The sequence below is a fragment of the Scopulibacillus darangshiensis genome (assembly GCF_004341035.1).
GTDB classification, from domain to species: Bacteria; Bacillota; Bacilli; order Bacillales; family Sporolactobacillaceae; genus Scopulibacillus; species Scopulibacillus darangshiensis.
The window spans coordinates 1-22,444 of record NZ_SLXK01000020.1 but is presented as its reverse complement, the minus strand read 5'-3'; the positions used below and the strand labels follow the sequence as shown (position 1 = coordinate 22,444).

The window sequence follows — 22,444 nt, the reverse complement described above, 5'->3', positions numbered from 1 at the left end:
GCTTGTGGAATGGATTGTTCAGCCACGATACCGCTCCTCTGTCATTATTTTTTTATGCCTATTGTTACAATTTCATAGGGTTTTAGAGTCATCTCAATGTTCCCGTCGTCACCGTTAACTTCCGCTCCAGAATCCTCCAATATATTACTTTTATAAGCTGTTTTATACTGAAAATGAGGGGTAATCTGCAAGGTGTCAGGATCCTGAGACATATTGAAAAATCTGATGATCGTGTCCCCAGTTTCCTCTGCAACTTTGACTGCTGTTAAAGCAGTGTGATCAGCGGACCACGACAAGAATCCCTCCTTCGGCGGCAGGCTGCCCTCTTTCTTTAACGAAAGCTGTCTTGATGTCCATGGTACCTGGAATTGATAAGCTTTATGGAAGCTCGCCCATTTGTCTTTTTCATCACTATGGAAGATAAGCTGCAGCTCGGCTTTTTGCTTACCCAAACATTGTGCTTCCGGTGCCGGGAAAACGCCCCAGTCGCCCATCTCGCCAACCGAACGGAGCAGGGTTACAGCTATGGTATTTCGGCCGTCTCGTAAAATCTCGTATTCATTTAATCCTAGGTTGGCCACCGTTAACCCTGCTGTCTCATCAGCCACATTGACAAACGCTTGCTGATGATGGCAATGGCTAGGGTTTTGCCATTCAGGTGCCGGATTATTTGCCCTCTCGGCGACTTCAAACACCGAATCAGCGGCATGCTTGTTTGTCCTTAGATCAGTCGGGAACAAGAGACGAAGTCGATGATCCTTGGCGCTATTATCGATAATCGTTTTGATTTGCAATGTTCTCTTACCATCTAAAAGGCTGACGTATGTGGTCAATTTAAGTTTGACCGTCTCCATACTTCTTTCTGCCTTCCGGTTTGTAAACCACACTAGTTCTGCCTGCTCCGCCTTTAACCGATCGTCCGCCTCAGCTGGGATCTCCCATTCATGTGTGATCTTTACGGTCGTTCGAAATGGCTGATCCTCAATAACGTTTATTTCAGCATCCAACCCTTGAGTCGTTAGGTTCTTATCCTTTTCCGGCTGTTTATACATGTACTCATTGCCGATGTCGCCGGTATTTTCATAGACTCCTAAGTATCTATAGGTCTTCCCTGCAGCCTTATCAGTCACATCATAAGAGCCATCACCGTGAAAAGAAACGGCTAAGTGATCATTCTCAATGTGAACAGGGCTTTTGACTAAGGATGCCGGGCAGGGCTCGTCTATGTCCCCGCTTTTAATAAGTGCAAACGTTTTATACCCCAGTGCAGGGACCTTATCGGCTTTAAAAGTAATCTTTACGCGCCGTGAAATATAAGGCTGCCGAAATCGATTATTAGGGAGGTCATAGCCGAAGCCAATCCCCAAATCTTCCATCTTATAAGCCAGCATTGACCCATCTGCAGCAATCAATTTCTTCTCGCTAAGATCGATCGCTTTAAGCCGATCTTTTGATAAGCCATCGGAAAAAGGCTGCCGGGCCAGGTCAAGTTCCAATGTCACTACACCGCTTCTTTCCCAGCCGCTAGTATTAAAAATAGCAAACGGCACCGGCTCCTCATACGAATAGAACACAGCAGCATCGATATGTTCCGCAATAGCTTCAAGACTGTCCGCTGCAATATTTTCTGCCACCTGACAGCTTTTATCAAAGCGGACCATCATCTCACGGTGCACCTCATCAACACTGCAGCCGCAGATGCTGTCGTGCGGGTGATTCTGCATCAATGTTTTCCATGAATGATTGAACAGATGGTGCGGGTATGGCTTGCCGGTGGTTGCTGCGACCGTTGCCAGCGGCTCAGCCACCTGCTCAAGCATCGTTTGCACTTCTTGATTTCTTTGTTTCAAATAAACCCGTGATGATGCAGTATTGACAAGCGTTCCCCAGCCATCTGTTTTTTGCGAGCGCAGTTCACCCTTAATCGTCTGCAAGCTTGCCGGCATCTTTTCTTTAACTTGTTTGATATAATCATTGAAATTTGAATGGATAAACTCGAACTTGGGAAAAAGCCTTTTCGCCATTGCGATTGCTTCCGGCAAATTCGTTTGCACCGGCTGATGATCACAGCCATTCATCAATAAAAGGTGAGGCGTTGCTGCATACTTCTTGGCATTATCAATCGTTTTCTCCCAATATGCTTTCGCCGCCTGCTCTTCTAGCGGAATCTCGTTGGCATTGCAGTACCAATTCGCGAACAAAATCCCCAATACCTCTGAGCCGTCCGGCGCTTGCCATAACATTTCTGAATAAGGCGATTCATAATTGACTTCATTTGAGACCATGTTATTAAAGCCGGTCGGTTTGACCCCCCTCCCAAACACGGCATCCTCTATACCGGCTTGTTTCAACAGCTGCGGCGCCTGCCCGATATTGCCAAAGGTATCCGGGAAATAGCCGACTTTTGCAATTCCTCCCCATTTCCCAGCCTGCATCATTCCGGTCATGAGGTTGCGGACATTCGCTTCCCCGCTCGTCAAAAAGGCGTCTTGTAATATGTACCATGGCCCGATCTGAAGCCGGCCATCCTGAATGTATGTTTGAAGCCTTTCTCTCATTTCAGGGCGAACATCGAGGTAGTCTTCCAGAATGATGGTTTGCCCATCCAAATGGAAGCTTTTGAACGCCCCATCACTTTCAAACAAGTCCATAAGTGTATCCATTAGCTGGACAAGCTTTACACGGTGTTTTTCCATTGGCAAATACCATTCCCGGTCCCAATGGCTGTGGGAAATAATGTGTACGTAAAATTTATCCTCCAAAACTGTCACTTCCTATCTTCTGTAAAATTGGCAATGAATGTTTTGATTTCATAACGTTTATAAAGAGGCATGATCCTTTGCACCGACTTTCGCGCAAGGGATCATGGTCACTCTTTATTTCTTCTGATATCGTTTATAAGCCTTTGAATAAATGTCGACGAGCTTATCGACATCCATCTTCTTGATCGTTTTCACGTATTTATCCCAATCCGAGATCGGCTTTTGGCCTGTAATGAATTTGGCCTCCATTTGTTGCCAATAGGTGTCGAGATCAGAACTGATCCGGCTGATTTCACTCGATTCATTCTTTTTCAAGAAAACTGGAGGAAATGGCACTTGACCATATGGACGGATTTTTTCATCAGTCTGTTTGTAAATAAACTGAGTGAATGGATCATCCCATCCTTTTTCATCCTCGGTACGTGTCCAGGTCGGAACAGGGATGCCATAGTCTGGCGTCAATGTTCCGCGGTATTCTTCACCGCTTTCAAAGCCTTTTGGCGGGTCCACATGAGTCCTAATATTTTTGTCTTTATTCCCCCACTTCCAGAAGTCGCCTTCTTTTCCATAGTGAAGGAAGTTTGAACCCTCTTTGGAGTAGGAATAGTCAGCCCAACGAATAGCTGCAGCTGGGTGATCATTTTTATTCGTAATGGCAAATTGCCCTCCCGAGATCCCGGAGCTGATCGGAATGATCGGTTTATCTACATTAGGTCCTTTAACGGGAACCATCATCGGATTCTTGGTGCTGCTGTCACTGCCGCCTAAGGTGAAATGCGGAAACCAGTCGGCGAATAGTCCAAGGCGATTGTCATGTCCTTTCGCTTGTTTCTGTTCAGCGGTCTGTGAAAAGGTTTCATGATCAAGCAAACCTTCTTTCCATAGCTTATGCATATATACAAGATAATCCTTGTAGCCTGGCTGAATAGCACCATATTTAACCTTACCGTCGACAAGTTCCACTTTAGGATCGGCAACACCAAAAGCTCCTAAGAACCATTGGCGGATATCTTCAATCTTGAAACCTGTAAGCGGAATTTCATCTGCTTTGCCATTCTTATTCGGGTCTTCCGTTTTGAATCGCTTCAAAAGATCGTAAAGCTCTTCTGTCGTTTTTGGCAGTTCTTTTACACCTAGATTCTTAAGAAATTTACCGTTATACCACATCGGGCCACGCGCCCATGGGAGAGCCTGATTAACATATGGAAGAGCATAAATGTGTCCATCATCCGTTGTGATCGCCTTTTTAATATCAGGGTGTTCATCAAGCATCTTTTGGATATGAGGAGCGTAATCTTTAATCAAATCCTCCAAAGGGATCAAAATCCCTTGACTGCCGTACTTGACCTGCTCCTCCTGTGTTAAGCTTGCTCCGTAGAAAACATCAGGGAGATCCCCGCTCGCAAACGTTAAATTCTTTTTCGTGTCCAAGCTTTCTGAAGGGGGAGTCTTAAATTTAAAATGAACATTGGTTTTCTTCTCCATCGTCTTGAAGAATTGCATATCCTTCCATTGTGTCAAACCAACATTGGGACCGAACATCGTCATCGTTACTTTTTTATCAACAATGGGATACCCCGTTTTGTTAAACGCTTTGCCCGGTTCCTTTTTTGATGCATTCGTATCATTGGATGATTGACATCCTGCAAGAATACCTAAGAGAAGGACAATAGCCATAAAAAACATGACGGATTTTTTAATCATAAGTGCCTCCTTATAAAATCGTATTTTTTTGAGTTTAGCCCTTGATTGAACCTATCATGACGCCTTTAACAAAGAAACGCTGCAGAAAAGGATAAATGATGATAATCGGCAAGGTTGATATGATCATCACGGCGTATTTGATAATCGCAGCAATCTCGGCTTTGTTGTGCATGGCTGACGCAGCCGCTCCTGCCGCACCGCTGCCAGTCATTTGTGAACCCATTTCTTGTAATACTAGAATTTGTCTAAGGACAAGCTGCAGCGGGTAAAGATTTTGATCTGATAAGTAAATTAACGCGTTGAAATACCCATTCCAATGACCGACGCCGTAAAAAAGAGCCATAACAGCGATGATTGGTGCCGACAAAGGAATAATGATCTTGAAAAACAGCTTTGTCGTGGAGCAGCCGTCTATAATCGCTGCCTCTTCAAGCTCTTTTGGTATCGTCACCTGGAAGAATGTCATACAAATGATGATATTCCAAACCGCGGCTGCATTCGGCAGCACCATCGCCCAAATCGTATTGACCATACCGAGGCTTTTGACGAGCAAGTAGGTTGGAATCAGGCCGCCGCTGAAAAACATCGTAAAGACGAACATTGCCATGAATATATTTCTGCCGACAAAATCTTTTCTGGATAAGGCGTAAGCCGCTGGCAAGGTCACAAACAAATTGATCGCCGTACCGAGGACTGTATAAAAGATCGTGTTTCGATAGCCGATCCAAATTTCACTGTTATCAAACACACGCTTGTAACCTTCAAACGTGATCCCTTTAGGGAAAAACCACATTTTCCCTGAGTTTACCAACGCCGGATCACTGATCGAAGCGCTTACAATATAGATTAAAGGGTACAGCACAATGATAAGTGCTATGGCAAGGACACTATAATTGAAGACTTTAAATACCTGATCGAACTTTGATTCATTTTTGACAACCATAATGCTCCTCCCTTCTTAGTTAATCAGAAAGTCGTAAACTTTCTGACGCACATAAGTGCAACTAAGGCTTTCGCCATTAAATGCGCGGGCGTAAGCCAAGTTTTCTTTAGTTAATCAGAAAGTATAACTTTCTGACGCACATAAGTGCACTGGCTAAAGACGTAACATCCTGTTACAACGCCAGTACTAGCACGTCCTGTGCGTCGCAACTACGCCTCTGTCTTCGCCAAAGGCTCGCCAATCGGCGAGTTTTCTTTACCACAAGCTTGCTCCACCGCGTTTTTTGGCGATTTGGTTAACAACGATAAGCAAGATCGCATTGATCACCGCATTGAACAGACCGACTGCTGCAGCAAAACTGTATTGTGCGTCAAGTATACCGCTGCGGTAGACAAAGGTCGCAATAACATCAGAAGATTCCATATTGAGCGAGTTTTGCAGCAGCAAAATTTTCTCAAAACCTACAGCAAGCAAGCTTCCTGTGTTCAAAATGAGCAAAATAACCATGGTCGGGACAAGCGCTGGAATATTAATGTGCCATATCCGCTGCCAGCGCGAGGCGCCATCAACGATCGCTGCCTCATGCAGCTGCGGGTCAACCCCAGCTAAAGCGGCAAGATAAATGATCGTCCCCCAACCGGTATTCTGCCACACATCCGAGAAGACATAGACCGTTTTAAACCATTTTGGATCTGACATAAATGGGATGGGATCAATGCCGAAAAGCCCGATAATGTGATTGATAAGCCCGGTTGTCGGGGAGAGGAATGCGATAACCATCCCCGCCATAACGACGACCGAAATAAAGTGTGGTGAATAAGTGACCGTTTGTACACTTCTTTTAAAAAAGCCATCCTTTGCTTCATTTAAAGATAGTGCAAGAATGATCGGCAGCGGAAAGCCCACGGCCAGCGAATATAAGCTAATGCCAAGTGTATTTTTTATCAAGTCCCAGAAATAATAAGATTCAAAAAAACGAGTGAAATGCTCAAATCCTACCCAAGGGCTGCCCCATATGCCTAGCGATGGGATAAAATCTTTGAAAGCGATTTGCACGCCATACATCGGAATGTAATGAAAGATAACGAAATAAAGGACAGCGGGCAGTATAAATAAATACAATTCCCAATGCTGAACAATCCTTCTCTTTAGATTCCGGGGTTTTTTCTTCTTCTTTAAAGGTTTTGTTGTATTGACAGCCACCATTTCCATTTCAACGTGCGGCCGCATCTCCGGTTCAGTTGCCATTGTTCGTTTGACCCTCCTTTGCTCTGTACTTTTCTGAATTCTCTTTTATCTTATCCTCTGTAAGCAAAGCAGGTAAATATGTCAGTTTTGCATCAAAAATGACATAGAAAAAAAGGGGTCTGACCCCCAGGGGTCAGACCCCTTTTTCTATCTTGCGGTATTGTCCCGGCGTTATGCCCTCCGTTTTCTTAAACTTTCGGGTGAAATTTGGGACGTCGACATAGCCGACTTTGTTCACTATGAATTTAATCGAATCGTCCGTCTCGGAGAGCTGTCTTTTCACCTCATCAATTCGCAGCTGCCATAAATAACGTGTGAAATTCACCCCGGTTTGTTCTTTAATAAAACGGCTTAGGTATGACTCGGATAAATTAAAATGGTCGGCCATTCTTTCCAGGCTAAATTCATATTCCTTAAAATGATCATTAATATACTGAATCATTTTATTGTGCAAGAGCAAGCTGCCCTTAACTTTTTTGCTTTTGACTTCCTCGCAAAGGTTGTGGATAAATGTTCTGATTTGCCCTTCCAAATCTTCCACCGAATTAAAGTTCACAATATCCTTAACAGCTTTTGGGTCTTCATAATGCATATCAGCAGCTGCATGGAGGACAAGATTGATCATGTCAAAGCAATAACATTTTAACAAATAGATTGGAATATGGCGGTCTTTCATCAGGTCAAACATTTCAGTAACCATAGCAGAAGCGACGCTTTCATTCCCTTTTTTCAAACTTTGAACCAGTTTGATTTGAATATCATTGGAATACCATTCACCGGTTTCCTGACTCGCTGAAAAATCATTGAAATAAATGAGCGTCTTTCCGCCTATTAGTTTATACTCAACAGCACCTGACGCTTCGATAAATGATGAGTGGATGTCGTTGATTTTAGAATAGGGTGTACCGACCCCGATGACTGCATAATTATAATTTCCCTGATTGACTTCCCAGTCTAATGCTTGAGCAACCTTTTTAATAGAACGTGTATCCTGTTTCATGACATTTATTACAACAGCAAGGGCATTGTCATGAATCAATTCGATGCCATACCCAATACCATCAGGCAGGGTCATTTCTTCAAATGTATTAAGGATCGCCTCCTTTAGCTTGGCATCCATTTTTTCTTTATTAAAGGTTATATATGCAACAAAATAATGCTGATAAGGGAAGGATATACCAATCGAGGCACAAACCGATTTGATCTCATCAATGTCTTCCCAATCACCCCTAATCAACCTTAACAAACATTGGCTTCTAACGTATGGCTCCTGACTAATAACTCTCGCTTGCAGCTGATCATGATTTTTAATAAATCCCTCAATTGTTTCATGAACCGAACGAAACCGATATAGCTCTTCTTTAGATTTACCCGCTTTATTTTTCGCTTGCACATAATCAATCAGCCCGCCTATTGGCTTGTATTGGCGAATGGCGAAGATCAAGGCAAGGAGCATACCTGCCATCACAACAGAGGCGAGAATCGCAAAGAGAAAGATCTTAAAATGGATGACACTGCCCATGAATTGCTTTGTTGGCATAGCTGTCACAAAGGTCCATCCTGAAGAATCAGATTTGGTCGTGACGACTGAATACTTTTCATTGTTAAATGTAAGATTATGAATGCCCTTTTTGCTCGTTGCCAGTCGTTTCAGGCTGCTCTTGTCAAGCCCTCCTTCATTGCTTGCAGACGAAATTAATTCTTTATTTTTGTTAAAGATATAAATGTTGCTTTTAAAATCGCCAAGGGTGTGCTGAATCAAGTCCTGATAAACCGATTTTTTTACAAAATACATAACCACCCCATGCTTATAAGGGTCCTTAGGTGGAATAGGGTAGAGAAACGTCATCACTTGACTTTGGTGCAGGCCGTTCACCTTAACCTTTTCGGCAGGAAGAACGAGCGGAGTATCCTGTGTTTTCAGGGTCTTGATAAACTGCTTCTTGTCATCAGTATGATAAACCCTACCCAACAGCGCGTTAATTGAATAAAGTCCTTTATCGGAATATATGTTATTTGAGTTGTGATAATAAAGGAAAATTTGATCAAACATGGCATTGTTGGCTTTGTACATGCCAAGCTTTTCAATCGCATCAATCTGTGTATAGGTATGGCTAACCATATACGGTGTCAAGCTAGGGTCGGTCGCTATCCGCGTCGCGATACCCCTCATCTCTTTCAACCGGTTATCTGTCACATCACGGATTTGACTCAGCTTATTTATATTCGACTGCTCAATTTCCTTTTTTAGACTAACGACTGAAGAGTGGTAAATATACACGCTCATGATAATAAAGGGGATGAAGAACACAATCAAATATGAAAGCATGTACCTTTGGAATACCTTGGACTTAAATAAAAGTGTAAACATGTTGTCAGCCCCTAAGAAGACGAAAGTTTTTGGCAGCGGTTTCAATTACCGGTACCTTTAGCAGCCTCAAGCTTTCCAAATGCTCTGAATGCAATCCAGGCAAGCGGATAAGCAACTAGAGATGCTCCAATAAATAGAAATAAAACCGGCAGCCATAAAGAAAACGTCCAAAGGACACCCACTGCTAATATAGCAAGCAAGGATTCACCCGGCCGTGCCAATGGCAGCAAGAGTGATTGCTTCAAATATGTCCATTTGCTTAGATTAAAATGGCTGTATACAGGAAAAAAGAAGATCAGCATGAGACCATAAACCAGGATTATACCCAATAATAAAATGTGTAATATCGGTGATTGGATAAAGTGTGATGAAATAATAAAATCGGCATATAAAAATAAACCGATTATTGCAAAAACGGACATTAAAAGATTAAGTTCGATAAATTTCGTTTTGTAGGTATTAAAAAATGTTTTAAAAAGAGGAACCTCCTCTTTATAGATGAAGCGTTTGCGTATAACGCCATACAGCGCCGCTGTCGCTGGAAAAAGGCCGAAAACAACTAGTCCGCAAAGCGTAAAAGCAAGCCATAAAAAGTGAAGTGCCATCCCTTGCGCGATTCTTTTCGACCAGTCAAAGACAAATTCACCTATGCGGTTCTTGATCATTGTTGTCACCCTCCTTTAGAAATTATCCCACTCTTCTTAATATAAGTAAATTACATATCATGCACATTTCCAATGTGTCATTTTTGCAATTGGTTATTTTTGCTCTAGTATTGTACAAACAACATTCCCTTTTTAAAATAAAAAGGGGGTCAGACCCCTAGGGGTCTGACCCCAAAAAATAAGGGAGGTTGACCATTGTGAACACGGTTATTTTTTATGACGAACGCATGCCTTTTAATGGCCCTAGACCAACGGATACCTTTCTAAGCCTTTTTCAAGATCATGAATCGTATACCATCGTAAACGCGGATAGACTGGACTATCTTTTAGATCATACCCATGTGGACGTTTTCATCAATCTACAAGGTCCTTATTTTCCTAAGCAATCATGGACTAAAATAGTTAAATGCCTTGCTGCTGGATCCGCATGGATTCACACTGGCGGGGCACCCTTTCGCATCCCATGTTACGAGGAAAACGGTGAATGGGTCATGGAGCGCGAACAAACAGCCTACCATCAAACTTTAAATATTCATGAAGCACTCCCTGTTTCATCCGAACCTATCGACCATTTGTCAGCTAGCCAGGACTGGCCTCTGCTGTCCGAGGATGAATCCCTGTTTTCTGTCACTGATACTTTTAATTTGATTTTGCATGTCTCTAAAACAAGCGTGTTGCCGAGTGAAATGGGTTCTTCGGGGCCAATGGATGCGCGGATTCACCCCCTTTTAAAAGGCAGCTCAAAGGACGGACGTGAAGTGGCAGCTCCTGCAGTTGCCATTGAACATATCAATGGGCGTTTTAAAGGCGGGCGCTGGCTGTTTTTTAACCAAACCATGGATAGGCATTTTTGGCATGAACGCGGTGCAAAAGCCATTGAAAAGTGGGCGATGTTTGCCTCCCAAGGTGTGACAGATATTGTTTTAAAAACCAATTATGCGTCGTATGAACCGGGTGAAAGACCCGACATTCTGATTCAGTTTGAAAGGTTTAACACGAAACCGTGTCAATGGCGCTTTGATCTCTTGATTGAAAAGGATGGAAATCCCCTCGAGGAAACAACTTTGACAGCAAATATCAGTAATCAATTAGCTGTTCAAAACTACCTTCCGGAAATTACAGTGTCACCTGGGTTTTATCGGATCACTTGTACCGCGAGGAGTGAGGCAGGAGAAAAGCGGATTTTGCACCAAGGTTTTTGGGGGAGCGATCGCAAGCTTCTGGCAGAAGGCGAAGCGCTCACATGCGGGCGTGATTACTTTTACAAAAATGGCAGACCCTTTCCGGTTGTCGGGATGACTTACATGACATCGGATGTTGCGCGCTATTATTTGTTCCTGCCAAATCCTTATTTATGGGAGAAGGACTTTCAGCAAATGAAAAAGGCGGGAATCAATCTGATCCGCACGGGGATTTGGACAGCCTGGCAGCACATGATGTTTATTGACGGCCATTTCCGAGAAGATATACTTCGGGCCATCGACGCCTTTATACTTTGCGCCAAAAAACATGACTTGGAAGTCACTTTCACGTTCTTCTCCTTTACACCTGAAATGTGGCAAGGCGAGAACCCATACTTGGATCCGCGCAGCATTGAAGCGCAAAAACGGTTTATTTTAAGTATTGTTAACCGGCACATGCAGACTACGAATGTGCAGTGGGATTTGATCAATGAACCGTCCCTCTTTAATCCAGCCCAAACATTCAGCGGACCGCGTACACTCGGCGATCGTTTTGATAGAGAAAGCTATATTGAATGGCTGAAAAAACGGCATGGAAGCGTACGGGTTCTTCAGGAGAGGTGGAATATGACGCCTGAGGAACTGCCTGATTTTAATGCAGCGGTCCCGCCTCAATCGTCGGAAGTTAACTTTGATATTCAAGATATGATCTCAGGAAAGAAAGGCCTTAAATGGCTCGATTATACACTTTATACCATGGCGGTGCACAACCATTGGGCTCAAACACTTTCCTCTTTAATCAAGCGCGGAGCCCCTAGCCAGCTCGTCACTGTCGGTCAAGATGAGGCCCTTGTTGGTCAGCGCCCTTCCCCACTTTTTTATGGCAAAGCGGTGGATTATACAACCAACCATTCATGGTGGTATATGGATCAGCTATTGTGGGACGGCATCTTTGCCAAAACAGGCGACAAACCGAACCTTATTCAGGAAACCGGCATCATGTATGTTGAAAATCCAAATAATAAAGCAAAGCGTTCCGAAGCGGAACTGAGAAATATTTTAGAACGGAAATATGCCTACGCTTTTTCGACTGGCGGAGCGGGCGCTGTCCAATGGCTGTGGAATACAAACTATTATATGAATAATATTAATGAATCCAACATCGGGGCTGTTCGGGCTGATGGCACCGAAAAACCGGAGGCTGAAGTTTCCTATGATTTTGGCCGCTTTTTCAAAGGCATCGAGGATCTTTTTACGGATCGTCAATTGGAGAAAATCGCGGTTATTTTCCCTTACTCAAATGATTTTTCCAATCGCCGTCTGGCTTTTGATGCAACAACCAAGCTCACAAGGGTCCTTGGGTATGAGTTAAATCAGCCGTTTCGGGCTGTCAGCGAGTACCACTTAAATGATTTAGATGAGGAAACACCGGAATTAATCATCGTACCGAGCGCACATAACTTTGACACTGAGTCTTTTCAATATTTGCTGGATGTTGTTGAGGTGAAGGGCTGTCACCTGCTTTTCACAGGTCCGGTGGGATTAGATGCCTATTGGCACCATACTTCACGGTGCGAAGGGCTTTTCGGTCAGACGTGTATGGAGAATGTTCTTCGTGAAGAAATCCTCACCATAGACGGGGAATCGTATCCCGTTTCTTTCGGAGAACGACGCATTGCCCAGCTTCTAAAAGAAGTCCCTGCTGGCGGCACATCATGTGATCTTCACGAAGCCGCACATGGCAAAGGCAAAATAATCTGGTCGTCGCTGCCATTAGAGTTAAATGACCGGATTGATGTCATGAAAGCTGTCTACCAATATGCCATTGAAGCTGCCGGAATTGAATCCGACTTCGATTGGCTTGAAGGGGATAGTCCCGGTGTGTATGGACGGAAGTTATCCTATTCAAATGGCTCTCTCTTTGTTTTTATATCGGAATATAGCTGCGACCAATCTATAAAAATAAAAGATTCGCAGACAAACATCACGTATTCATTTCTTTTAGAAAAAGAGCGGTCGCTTCTTTTTGCTGTAGACGGTGAGGGGAAGTTGCTGAGGGTCTACCGTGATGCTGAAGTACTTTTGGGGGTCTGACCCCGAGGGGTCAGACCCCTCCCCCCAAAAAAGAAGGAATTTTAAAAAAAGAGGCGAAATAATTATGAAATAATAGAAAGGTGTGATGAATGTGCCAAGGCCGCGTAGGGTCTGGTTTCCTGGCGCTATATACCATATTACAAGCCGCGGAAACCGGCGATATCCCATTTATAATGATTCCAAAGATCGAAAAAAGTATTTCAAATTAATTGAGGAAACAAACCATCTCTATCCATTTACACTCCATGCTTACTCCCTCATGTCAAACCATATCCATCTTTTACTCGAAACTATTGATCATCCGCCATCCGAGATTATTCGTTATCTCCATTCTAAGTACGCCATGTATTTTAATAAACGGCATGAGGTTGATGGACATCTCTTTCAAGGTCGCTACTGTGGGAAGATCATTGATACCCCTGAATATTTTCTTTCCGCCAGCAGGTACATTCATCTAAATCCAGTAAATGCAGGGATACCGGACCAGTTGTTAAACCCTCTTTGGACAAGCTACTCCGCTTTTATTAACAACACCTCAAAAAGTGAAAATGTTCTATTATCAACTGAGAAAACATTATCCTTTTTCCCCGAACCGAGGGAATCTTATTATCGCATTTATATTGAAAGTTGTTTAAGGGGTCTGACCCCTCGGGGTCAGACCCCTTTCTTATAAGTCCATCCATCTTCCTGGTACACCATGCCTTCTTTCATTAGCTTTCCTAGCGCTCTTTTAAATGCCGCCTTGCTCATGTTAAATCTTGCTTTAATATCTTCCGGTTGGCTTTTGTCCCAATAAGGCATGGCGCCGCCGCGGCTTTCTAGATAGGCAAAAATGGCCTTCGCATCATCACCCATGGCTTCATGAGATCTGCCCAATAGGGAAATGTTGACCGAGCCATCCTCTTTGACATCGATAATTCGCCCTTCAACCTTCTCTCCTAAGCGGGGTTCCCGTTTTCTCTGGGATTCATGGATAAAGCCAAGATAATTTTCTTCCGTCACAATAAAAGTCCCGACTTTTAATAATCGATAGGCAGTGCCAGTAACATCTTTATTAAAGTCAGCTTCCGTTGCCACTTCAGCGATCTCCCGAATAACACCTTCAGATGCGAGTTCGCCAAACAAACGGCCTTTTTTATCCGTTTTTAACGTACAGTAAAGACGGTCCCCTGCTTCTGGCCATAATTCCAGGATTTCAGGCAAGTCGTCTTTTGAAACTAGAACATCCTTTTTGATGCCGATATTTACAAACACACCGAAGCGTCCCTTGACCTCGACAACGTCTACCCAATCATAAGTTCCTATTTGTATGGTCGGGATCGTCATCGTTGCCGAAAGCCTGCCTTGATGATCCTGGTATAAAAAAACAGTTTGCGGCTGTTCCGGGTCAAATCCTTCCCCCACTTCATTATTATGAAGCAGAACGTCTTCCCTGCCATTTGTTAAAAAATAACCAAATGGCACTTCTCTATCAACCTTTAGCGTCTGAACTGTTCCCGCTTGTAAATTCTCCATTTTATAAGTCCTCTTTTCAATGCGAGACGTGTATTAAAATCGTCTCCTAATCAGAGGGTTATTATAACATAAAAATAGGGGTCTGACCCCTTGGGGTCAGACCCCTATTTTACAGCACCTTGCTTAAGAAAGCCTGTGTCCTTGGATTTTGCGGGTTGCTGAAGATTTCTTCGGGTGTGTTTTCTTCCATAACGATTCCCTCATCCATAAAAATTACACGGTTGCCTACTTCACGGGCAAACCCCATTTCATGAGTTACGACAACCATCGTCATCCCTTCTTTAGCAAGAGCCTTCATGACCTCAAGAACATCGCCGACAAGCTCTGGGTCAAGTGCAGACGTTGGTTCATCAAACAGCATGACCTTGGGATTCATGGCAAGTGCCCGAGCGATGGCAACTCGTTGCTTTTGACCGCCTGATAAGCTTTCGGGATATACGTCCGCTTTATCGGCCAGCCCCACCTTTTCCAGCAAACTTAAAGCTTCCGCCCTAGCATTCTGCTTATTTAGCTTTTTGATCTTCATCGGCCCTAAGGTAACGTTTTCCAATGTTGTCATATGGGGAAAAAGATTAAAATGCTGGAAGACCATTCCAACCTCAGTCCGAATGATATTTATATTGGTTTTCGGATCAGTCAGGTCGTAGCCGACAATCGTTACATTTCCTGAGGTGATGGGTTCTAAAAGGTTAAGACACCGCAAAAAGGTGCTTTTCCCTGACCCAGAAGGGCCGATGACACAAACGACCTCCTGTTCGGCTACCTTGGCATTGATCCCTTTTAAAACCTCATGGTCACCGAACGCTTTATGCAAATCTTTCACTTCAATCATGACACATCAAGCCTCCTTTCAATTTGGCGCAAAATCAATGAAAGCGGAATCGTTATGATTAAATAGGCGACTGCAATAGTAATATAGGTTTGCCCGTAATTATAAGTTGTCGCAATATATTGTTGACCTTTATACACAATCTCTCCGAGGGCTATAACTGAGAAAAGGGAGCTGTCCTTTAAGCTGATGATAAACTGGTTGCCGAGAGGTGGAATCATTCGTTTGATGGCTTGGGGCCAAATTACGTAGCGCATGGCTTGAGTATGGGTCAACCCGATTGACCTCCCCGCTTCCATTTGCCCCTTTTCAATGGAAAACACAGCCCCCCGTACAATCTCGGCAATGTAAGCCCCGGAGTTAAACGCTAGAGCGATGAAAGCTGCCGTCAGCGCCCCGAAGGTAATATTTAACAAAGCCGCTAAACCAAAATAAACGAAAAAAATCTGCAATAGGATCGGTGTGCCGCGAACCACTTCAACATAGACCGTCGCAATGCTATAAATAATTTTGTTTCTTGATAACCGGGCAAGCCCCGCTATGGCCCCCAAAATAAAACCGAAAAACAGCCCGACAATCGTGACTTCAATAGTTATCCAAAAGCCTTTTAAAATTAAAGGGGCAACTTCACCGAACGGGACGAACCATTGCCCAAAATCCATTCTATCAATCCCCATTTCGTTATTTATTTGAAAAGAGGTGCGGCACGCTGGTACACCTGCCACACCTCGGTCAGTTACTAGAAATACTTCTTTTTATTCCGGTTTTTCCCCAAACCACTTTTTATAAATTTTATCGTAGGTGCCATTGTCTCGAATTGTCTTTAATGCTTTATTCACTTTTCCAACAAGGTCGGAACCTTTTGGAAAGCCGATGCCATAGCTTTCGGCCGTCATTTTCTTACCGACCATTTTAATTTTGCCTTTTGCTTTTGTCTTAATATAATAAGCGAGGTTAGGCATATCGTATAAGGTGGCATCAACGCGTCCCGCCGACAGTTCCTGATAAGCCTGGTTAATTTCCGGGAAAGCAACGGATTTGGCTTCAGGGATTTTATTTTTCAAGTAATCCTGGCTGGTCGTTCCAGTTTTTGTTGACACTTTTTTTCCGGCAAGGTCTTCAGAGCCTTTAATATCCGTGTTATCGGCTTGAACACCGATAATCAGGCCCGATTCATAATAAGGATCAGAGAAATCAATCGACTTCTTCCGTTCATCTGTGATGCTCATTCCGGCAATCCCCATATCCCATCGTTTCGACTTCAGCCCCGGGACAATGCCGTCGAATTTCATTGGCTTAAATTTGATCTTAAGACCGGCTTCTTTTGCGATCGCCTTCATCAAATCAATATCAAAGCCCTTCATCTCTCCTGAGTCCTTATCCGAATATTCGAACGGCACGAAGCTATTGTCCGTAGCGACAATCAACGTTTTATCTTCCTTTTTGCCACCCGCGCTATCACTGCCGCAAGCAGCCAGAGCTGATATGGACAAAATCATGACTAATAATAAAATAAACCCTTTTTTCTTCATCAAAAGCCGAGTCCCCCTTATGAATTTTAAGCCCCTCGTTTTTTCTAGGGCCACTGGTTGTCTCTCCTACAGACATCCTATGACCTTGTTCGCTGGCATATACATGGCTGCATTTATTTTTGGATAAAAGGGATAGGGATTTTTTTACCTGGTAAAAAGACATCGACCGGAAATGATTAAGAGACGCCATTCATCTATGTTAAAATGGCATTAGTATCTATCAAAGGAGAGAGACCTAGTGGAACAAATCGTATTTATTGAGACAGGCATGGGTGTTGATGTTCATGGGCAAAATGTGACAAAGGCGGCTGTGCGTGCTGTTAAAAATGCCATCCATACGAATTCGATGCCCGGGATAAGGTCGATTTTGCCTGAGCAGTCATTGGAGAACATGCACGTTAATATCAAGCTGGCTGTGCCTTGTGATGCGGACAAACTCGATCATGAAGAGGTTAAAAAAGCGATTCCCTATGGAACCGTAACAGTCGAAGTTCTTAATGGCGGGATGCTTACGACAAGCGGCATCTACCTAGAGGATAAAGAAGATAAAAATGATCTAATGTATATTGTAAACGCCTCGGTTGAGGTTGGATACTAAAAAGGCGGGGCTGACCCCAGTAACAAAACAAGAGCTAAGTCCCTAGAGACTTGGCTCTTTATGATTACGTTTTTTTATTGAAAAGGTTACCTATAAAGTCTATTAACGAACTGCCAAATTCATAGGCCTGAAGCATGACGAGAACAACAGCAGTAACTGAAAAAAAGGCTGATAAAAGATAAGGAATCACCCGTAGCCACATACCCAATCACCCTCTCTACTTTGTTTAACGACCGAAAGCCGTTATTAACACTTATCATAATCCTATTATTCTCTTTTTTCAATCTTCTATCAAAAAATATATACCTGTCCTATAGAAAATGGAAGTTTGAATGGTTTGACAAATACTTAAATATTCACGAAAATGAAACTACTATTGTTCACAGTATATCATTGGAAAAGAGGGTCTGGATTGCTTATAGATATCGAGAACGTCCATTTAATAAAGAATAGAAAGCGGATCATTAATGACATAAGCTGGCAAGTTGAAGAAGGGCAGCATTGGGCGATCCTTGGGATGAATGGAGCCGGCAAAACAACATTATTAAACCTTGTGTGCGGCTATCATTTTCCATCGAAAGGTACAATGAAAGTGTTCGGCAAACAGTTTGGGCGCTACCCGCTTCATGATTTACGAAAGCAAATCGGCTGGGTCAGCTTTTCATTTTCAGAAAAAATGGCACACCACTTGCAAAACAGTGGGCTGCAAGTTATTCTCAGCGGCAAATTTGCCTCCATCGGTTTGTATGAACAGCCGGATGACAAAGATATTGATAAGGCCAAAGAAATCATGGATCAACTCGGGATTGCTAGACTTAAAAATCAGCCATACGCTGACATGTCCCAAGGGGAAAAACAGCGGGTCCTGATCGGAAGGGCTTTGATGGCTGAACCCAGGCTGCTTATTTTGGACGAGCCTTGCTCAGGGCTTGATTTCTTATCGAAAGAACAGCTTTTAAAAACGGTGGAACAGATGGCTGATCGCCGTAAAACAACCATTATTTACGTGACACATCAAATCGATGAAATTCTGCCAATCTTCACCCACACATTGCTGTTGCGCGAAGGAGGAAACTTTTCACAGGGGCCGACCGAAGAACAGCTCACTTCGGAAAATCTATCACACTTTTGCAAAACCCCTATTAACGTTCACCAGAAGAACAGGAGATTTTCCCTTGAGCTAAAGCAAGATGTTACAGTCTAAAAATAGGTGATTTCAATCGTTATTCTTTCATTAATTAAACGTTTGATTAACTAAAGAAAACTCGCCGATTGGCGAAGACAGAGGCGTAGTTGCACTTATGTGCGTCAGAAAGTTATACTTTCTGATTAACTAAAAAAGGCAGTCCACAATAAGCGATGGACTGTCTTTTTCTATTGCTATTAACCTTGCACATTGACTTTTAATTGCTTTTTGCCAAAGTTGATGGCGTCATTCAAATCTTTCATATAGACATCAATTCTGCCTTCATGAATGGCGCTTCCCCTATCTTGGCAAGTATATGTTTGATTAAAGTAAGGGATGTATACTTTTGTTCCAAAGTCCATAGACGGCGGGCAAGCGATCGTTTCTCCCTCTTGTACAGGGTTCCCTGATGCTGTGATGCCATATCCAGCGTCACCCGGCTGTTTGCCAGTAGATTCTGTTCCGGCTGTATAAGCTGTGACTGTAAATGTTTCACTTTTCCCCTTGGTTTCAGATGGTGTCAAATCTTTGTTTCCCGGCAGAGTGATCGCCTGACCCGGAAAAATAAGATTAATATTTTCTATAGATGAATTTGCCGATACGACACTCTTTAAGCTGACATTGTGAGAACGGGCGATTTTAGAAAGTGTATCACCCTTTTCCACCGTATATGTACCGTGTGCTGATGCAACATTCGATGTGACGAATAAGCAGGCGATAAGTGCCATTGCTAGTGTAAGATACTTAGTAAGATACTTAATTGTAAAAACCTCCTCAAAAATTTACCTTATTAGTTATTAGCCGTGTTAAAACTAGACTTTTGGACAATTTCTAACGTCCCTAAATTAGATTCGGCAAATTTTAAAGAGTATGTGGGCTTTTACATATTAAGCTCCTATTACGCAAATGACATATAAAGGCCTTTCCATCTTGCACCAGGCGGCACTTTCCTATGATATGACTCTATTTGCGAGATAATGGGCTGCTGTCTTTTTTGTAAAAAAGGCGTCTTTCTATTAAACATTTATCTTTATTTTTTGATCAAATGGTTCATAAAATATTCTGCAGCTTTGGTTAAACGGTGGTTTTTCCTCCATATAATAGAGGGTTCTACATAAACTGAAAAATCGTTTATTTCAAAAGTGGTGATATCATGATGGTATGCCTCATGGATTTCCGATTTCGGAATAATTGATATCCCAACGCCAGATGCCACGAGGGCTAATAGGATTGAAATATCTTTACACTCCATGACGATGTCCGGTGCAAGTTTGCTTTTATGAAAGTGATGGATGATATCTTCGTACATTGAATAACCTTCCATAGGAGCCAGCATCAAAAAAGGATACTCTGCTATCTGTTTTAAACCGATGACTTCCTCAGTAAATTGTTCCCCCAACGATTTAGGCACAGCTGCCACAAACGGTTCCTTTTGTAATTGAATGAGTTCATATTCTTCTAATTGCTTTGGAAGCAGCATGAGCGCCACCTCGATTTTCCCATCAGAAAGTAATTCCTCAAGGTAATAAGAGTCACCTTCCCAAATTTTTAAATAAACATTGGGATGAGTTGCCCTGAAGGTTTTAATACTTTTTGGCAGATAAGAAATACAGGAGGTTGAGACACCAATGGTCAAATTGCCGCGCATGCCTTGATTGATTTCTTGAATCTCTTCTTTGATATCAGCAGTTTTTTGCAGCATGTATCCAGCATGTTTGTACAAAGCCCTGCCGGCTTCGGTTAGCTCCCATTGCCGTGTGCGGCGATGAATAAGAACAGCGTCCAATTCTTTTTCCAGGCGCTTGAGCTGCTGGCTTAACGGCGGCTGCGCCATGTAAAGCAGTTCTGCTGCCTTCGAAATATTACCTGCTTCAACAATGGTTTTAAAATATTTTAATTGCTTTAGCTCCATTTTGAATCGCTCCATATATACTTTTTATATATACCAATATAACAATATATATATTTTTAATATACCTAAAAGCTTGATAAAATAATTAAGTGCTGCTGACTGGTTCATTTAAAATTATCTACACAGGAAGTGAAGCTATGAATCAAATGAAATCAATACCACAGTCTAAATTATGGACCAAAAACTTTATATTAATAGTTATTGCTAATTTATTTACTTATCAAGGCTTTCAAATGCTCATTCCCACGCTGCCTGTATACATCAAAGATATCGGCGGAAGCGACTTCCAGGCAAGTCTCGTCGTCAGCCTTTTTGCTCTTTCCGCTCTAATTTTTCGTTCCATTACAGGGAAAGCCGTTGACACGGCAGGAAGGAAACCGCTTCTCATTATAGGATTTATCATCCTTATCTTTTTTAATCTTACCTTTTTTGCCTTTTCTGCGGTCGCACTATTATTGGTATTGCGGTTGTTCCAAGGTGTTGGCTGGGGCATGGCTTCCACATCCATCGCCACAGTGATGTCAGATAATGTCCCAGATCAGCGCCGCGGAGAAGGAACCGGGTACTATGCTCTATCAGTTATTCTTGCGACATCAGTTGCACCGATCATCGGCATCGCCTTGCTTAATCATTACAGCTTTAATGTCATCCTTATTTTAACAACGGTTTTCATGGCTATTGGCTGGCTGATAACACAAGGTGTCTCCATTCCAAAGCTAACCAAACAAGAGCAACAGAAACAAACCAAGAAAGGTTCAATTTGGAGTGACTTATTTGAAAAAAAAGCGCTGCTTCCTTCGGTGCTTTGTTTTCTTCTGGCAGTTCCTTTCGGCGGCGTCATGAGTTTTATTGCATTATACGGAAAGGAAATCGGTATCGAAAGCATTTGGATCTATTTCATTGGCCATTGTCTTATGATCCTTATTAGCCGGCCATTTGTTGGAAAGTTATTTGACCGAAAAGGCCATGCGTTTGTGGTCCTCCCAGGTGCAGTATGTATGCTGGCCGGCCTTATTGTCTTGTCCTTTACAACGACGATACCTACCTTAGTTATCGCTTCAATCCTCTATGGCTTTGGCTTTGGTTCGGTCCAGCCATCATTGCAGGCTTGGGCTGTCGATCGATCAGCCTCAGACCGGAAAGGGGCTGCGAATGGGACATTTCTATCCTTCATGGACTTAGGTGTGGCGTTAGGTGCCGTTTTGTTAAGTACAATCGCAGCTGCAGCAAGCTATGCCATTATGTATCGTGTATCTTCTTTATGTATGGTTTTATTCCTTATTATCTATGGCGTTTATTTGCTGAAACAACGCAGAAGTCATGATCAAACTAAAGGTCAAATACAAGCAGTAAATGAATAATTAAATTTTCGAAAGCCGGTGGTCATTATGTTATGTTCAAAAATTTTAGTGGCGTACGATGGATCCAATCAAGCAACGAAATCCCTGGAAAAGGCGATTGATATAGCAAAAACCAATCCCGACATCACCATTGATGTGTTATACACTGTGGAACTGCCGCTGACACCTTATGTCGTTGAAAATGCTTTTGAGGATATGCAAAAATCGATGCACAAACACGGGGATGAGGTCCTCGCCAAAGCAAGGGAAATGCTGACTTCAATAGAAAGTGACGTCCGATTATTCCAAGAGGAAGGCCAGCCGATCCATGTCATATTAGAACATGCTGCGAAACACAAATGCGACCTGATCGTTATGGGAAGCAGAGGATTAAGCGGAGTCAAAGAATTTCTCGGAAGCGTGAGCCATCATGTTGTCCAGCACTCTTCCGTTCCGGTGTTTGTTGTGAAATCATAACCACCCTTCCAAAGGGTGGTTTGCACAAAGGCTATAAGCCTAAACTACCGGCCGGCGTCTAAAGGCGCTGGCTTTCATTTAGCATTC

19 protein-coding genes are annotated in these 22,444 nt (G+C 42.9%); 6 read left to right on the top strand and 13 right to left on the bottom strand.

Annotated elements, in window-relative coordinates; all coding sequences use genetic code 11:
- Positions 1 to 44 precede the first annotated feature (44 nt).
- The 6 genes from EV207_RS13480 to EV207_RS13455 form a co-directional block, all read right to left on the bottom strand.
- The gene (locus EV207_RS13480; protein WP_243647068.1) at positions 45 to 2,762 is read right to left on the bottom strand and encodes an alpha-mannosidase; all 2,718 of its coding nucleotides are present in this window, start codon (positions 2,760 to 2,762) and stop codon (positions 45 to 47) included.
- A 114-nt stretch (positions 2,763 to 2,876) separates the two neighbouring features.
- Positions 2,877 to 4,466: a type 2 periplasmic-binding domain-containing protein gene (locus EV207_RS13475; RefSeq protein WP_132746677.1), complete on the bottom strand. Its 1,590-nt coding sequence runs from the start codon at positions 4,464 to 4,466 to the stop codon at positions 2,877 to 2,879.
- Between the two features lie 34 nt (positions 4,467 to 4,500).
- Positions 4,501 to 5,409: a carbohydrate ABC transporter permease gene (locus EV207_RS13470; protein WP_132746676.1), complete on the bottom strand. Its 909-nt coding sequence runs from the start codon at positions 5,407 to 5,409 to the stop codon at positions 4,501 to 4,503.
- A 255-nt stretch (positions 5,410 to 5,664) separates the two neighbouring features.
- Entirely contained in the window at positions 5,665 to 6,615 is a 951-nt protein-coding gene (locus tag EV207_RS13465) for an ABC transporter permease (RefSeq protein ID WP_243647073.1), read from the bottom strand.
- A 175-nt stretch (positions 6,616 to 6,790) separates the two neighbouring features.
- Positions 6,791 to 9,028 (bottom strand): AraC family transcriptional regulator, encoded by a 2,238-nt coding sequence (locus EV207_RS13460; protein WP_132746675.1) that lies wholly within the window; start codon positions 9,026 to 9,028, stop codon positions 6,791 to 6,793.
- Between the two features lie 41 nt (positions 9,029 to 9,069).
- Entirely contained in the window at positions 9,070 to 9,693 is a 624-nt protein-coding gene (locus EV207_RS13455) for a YesL family protein (RefSeq protein WP_132746674.1), read from the bottom strand.
- 227 nt (positions 9,694 to 9,920) lie between these two features.
- Here EV207_RS13455 and EV207_RS13450 point away from each other — a divergent pair, with 227 nt between their 5' ends.
- Together EV207_RS13450 and EV207_RS13445 are read left to right on the top strand one after the other, a co-directional pair.
- Positions 9,921 to 12,968, top strand: a complete 3,048-nt coding sequence (locus EV207_RS13450; RefSeq protein WP_132746728.1) for a glycoside hydrolase 5 family protein — start codon at positions 9,921 to 9,923, stop codon at positions 12,966 to 12,968.
- Between the two features lie 91 nt (positions 12,969 to 13,059).
- Positions 13,060 to 13,641 (top strand): transposase, encoded by a 582-nt coding sequence (locus tag EV207_RS13445; protein ID WP_132746673.1) that lies wholly within the window; start codon positions 13,060 to 13,062, stop codon positions 13,639 to 13,641.
- On the opposite strand, the gene EV207_RS13440 is transcribed toward EV207_RS13445, so the two are convergent.
- From EV207_RS13440 to glnH, 4 genes are all read right to left on the bottom strand, one after another.
- Positions 13,623 to 14,483 (bottom strand): CvfB family protein, encoded by an 861-nt coding sequence (locus EV207_RS13440; protein ID WP_132746672.1) that lies wholly within the window; start codon positions 14,481 to 14,483, stop codon positions 13,623 to 13,625. The two genes, EV207_RS13445 and EV207_RS13440, sit on opposite strands and share 19 nt — an antisense overlap.
- Positions 14,484 to 14,592: 109 nt before the next feature.
- Complete coding sequence (locus EV207_RS13435; RefSeq protein WP_132746671.1) at positions 14,593 to 15,315, bottom strand: amino acid ABC transporter ATP-binding protein; 723 nt, start codon at positions 15,313 to 15,315, stop codon at positions 14,593 to 14,595.
- Positions 15,312 to 15,974 carry an amino acid ABC transporter permease gene (locus EV207_RS13430; protein ID WP_207902956.1) on the bottom strand — a complete coding sequence of 221 codons (663 nt, stop codon included), beginning with the start codon at positions 15,972 to 15,974 and terminating at the stop codon, positions 15,312 to 15,314. Before EV207_RS13430 ends, EV207_RS13435 begins: the two co-directional genes overlap by 4 nt.
- Before the next feature lie 93 nt (positions 15,975 to 16,067).
- Positions 16,068 to 16,844 carry a glutamine ABC transporter substrate-binding protein GlnH gene (gene glnH / locus EV207_RS13425; RefSeq protein ID WP_207902957.1) on the bottom strand — a complete coding sequence of 259 codons (777 nt, stop codon included), beginning with the start codon at positions 16,842 to 16,844 and terminating at the stop codon, positions 16,068 to 16,070.
- A 238-nt stretch (positions 16,845 to 17,082) separates the two neighbouring features.
- On the opposite strand from glnH, the gene EV207_RS13420 reads away from it, so the two are divergent.
- Complete coding sequence (locus EV207_RS13420) at positions 17,083 to 17,442, top strand: Lin0512 family protein (RefSeq protein WP_132746669.1); 360 nt, start codon at positions 17,083 to 17,085, stop codon at positions 17,440 to 17,442.
- A 64-nt stretch (positions 17,443 to 17,506) separates the two neighbouring features.
- Here EV207_RS13420 and EV207_RS23095 read toward each other — a convergent pair whose 3' ends face one another.
- Positions 17,507 to 17,644: a hypothetical protein gene (locus EV207_RS23095; protein WP_165886943.1), complete on the bottom strand. Its 138-nt coding sequence runs from the start codon at positions 17,642 to 17,644 to the stop codon at positions 17,507 to 17,509.
- Positions 17,645 to 17,854: 210 nt separating this feature from the next.
- Here EV207_RS23095 and EV207_RS13415 point away from each other — a divergent pair, with 210 nt between their 5' ends.
- Positions 17,855 to 18,646: an ABC transporter ATP-binding protein gene (locus EV207_RS13415; protein ID WP_243647066.1), complete on the top strand. Its 792-nt coding sequence runs from the start codon at positions 17,855 to 17,857 to the stop codon at positions 18,644 to 18,646.
- A gap of 179 nt (positions 18,647 to 18,825) precedes the next feature.
- On the opposite strand, the gene EV207_RS13410 is transcribed toward EV207_RS13415, so the two are convergent.
- The gene (locus EV207_RS13410; protein ID WP_243647065.1) at positions 18,826 to 19,356 is read right to left on the bottom strand and encodes a LysM peptidoglycan-binding domain-containing protein; all 531 of its coding nucleotides are present in this window, start codon (positions 19,354 to 19,356) and stop codon (positions 18,826 to 18,828) included.
- A 302-nt stretch (positions 19,357 to 19,658) separates the two neighbouring features.
- On the bottom strand, positions 19,659 to 20,540 hold the full coding sequence (locus EV207_RS13405) for a LysR family transcriptional regulator (RefSeq protein ID WP_165886942.1): 882 nt from the start codon (positions 20,538 to 20,540) through the stop codon (positions 19,659 to 19,661).
- 137 nt (positions 20,541 to 20,677) lie between these two features.
- Here EV207_RS13405 and EV207_RS13400 point away from each other — a divergent pair, with 137 nt between their 5' ends.
- Positions 20,678 to 21,901 (top strand): MFS transporter, encoded by a 1,224-nt coding sequence (locus EV207_RS13400; protein WP_132746666.1) that lies wholly within the window; start codon positions 20,678 to 20,680, stop codon positions 21,899 to 21,901.
- A 27-nt stretch (positions 21,902 to 21,928) separates the two neighbouring features.
- Entirely contained in the window at positions 21,929 to 22,357 is a 429-nt protein-coding gene (locus EV207_RS13395; protein ID WP_132746665.1) for a universal stress protein, read from the top strand.
- The last annotated feature ends 87 nt before the right edge of the window (positions 22,358 to 22,444 follow it).

Excerpts from the sequence above, each read along its gene's own strand:
- EV207_RS13435 (WP_132746671.1), bottom strand. The coding sequence starts at position 15,315 with ATGATTGAAGTGAAAGATTTGCATAAAGCGTTCGGTGACCATGAGGTT.
- EV207_RS13400 (WP_132746666.1), top strand. The coding sequence starts at position 20,678 with ATGAATCAAATGAAATCAATACCACAGTCTAAATTATGGACCAAAAAC.
- EV207_RS13410 (WP_243647065.1), bottom strand. The coding sequence starts at position 19,356 with ATGGCACTTATCGCCTGCTTATTCGTCACATCGAATGTTGCATCAGCA.
- EV207_RS13430 (WP_207902956.1), bottom strand. The coding sequence starts at position 15,974 with ATGGATTTTGGGCAATGGTTCGTCCCGTTCGGTGAAGTTGCCCCTTTA.
- EV207_RS13405 (WP_165886942.1), bottom strand. The coding sequence starts at position 20,540 with ATGGAGCTAAAGCAATTAAAATATTTTAAAACCATTGTTGAAGCAGGT.
- EV207_RS13470 (WP_132746676.1), bottom strand. The coding sequence starts at position 5,409 with ATGGTTGTCAAAAATGAATCAAAGTTCGATCAGGTATTTAAAGTCTTC.
- glnH (WP_207902957.1), bottom strand. The coding sequence starts at position 16,844 with ATGAAGAAAAAAGGGTTTATTTTATTATTAGTCATGATTTTGTCCATA.
- EV207_RS23095 (WP_165886943.1), bottom strand. The coding sequence starts at position 17,644 with ATGTGGCTACGGGTGATTCCTTATCTTTTATCAGCCTTTTTTTCAGTT.
- EV207_RS13450 (WP_132746728.1), top strand. The coding sequence starts at position 9,921 with ATGCCTTTTAATGGCCCTAGACCAACGGATACCTTTCTAAGCCTTTTT.
- EV207_RS13395 (WP_132746665.1), top strand. The coding sequence starts at position 21,929 with ATGTTATGTTCAAAAATTTTAGTGGCGTACGATGGATCCAATCAAGCA.
- EV207_RS13475 (WP_132746677.1), bottom strand. The coding sequence starts at position 4,466 with ATGATTAAAAAATCCGTCATGTTTTTTATGGCTATTGTCCTTCTCTTA.
- EV207_RS13465 (WP_243647073.1), bottom strand. The coding sequence starts at position 6,615 with ATGGTGGCTGTCAATACAACAAAACCTTTAAAGAAGAAGAAAAAACCC.
- EV207_RS13460 (WP_132746675.1), bottom strand. The coding sequence starts at position 9,028 with ATGTTTACACTTTTATTTAAGTCCAAGGTATTCCAAAGGTACATGCTT.
- EV207_RS13455 (WP_132746674.1), bottom strand. The coding sequence starts at position 9,693 with ATGATCAAGAACCGCATAGGTGAATTTGTCTTTGACTGGTCGAAAAGA.
- EV207_RS13440 (WP_132746672.1), bottom strand. The coding sequence starts at position 14,483 with ATGGAGAATTTACAAGCGGGAACAGTTCAGACGCTAAAGGTTGATAGA.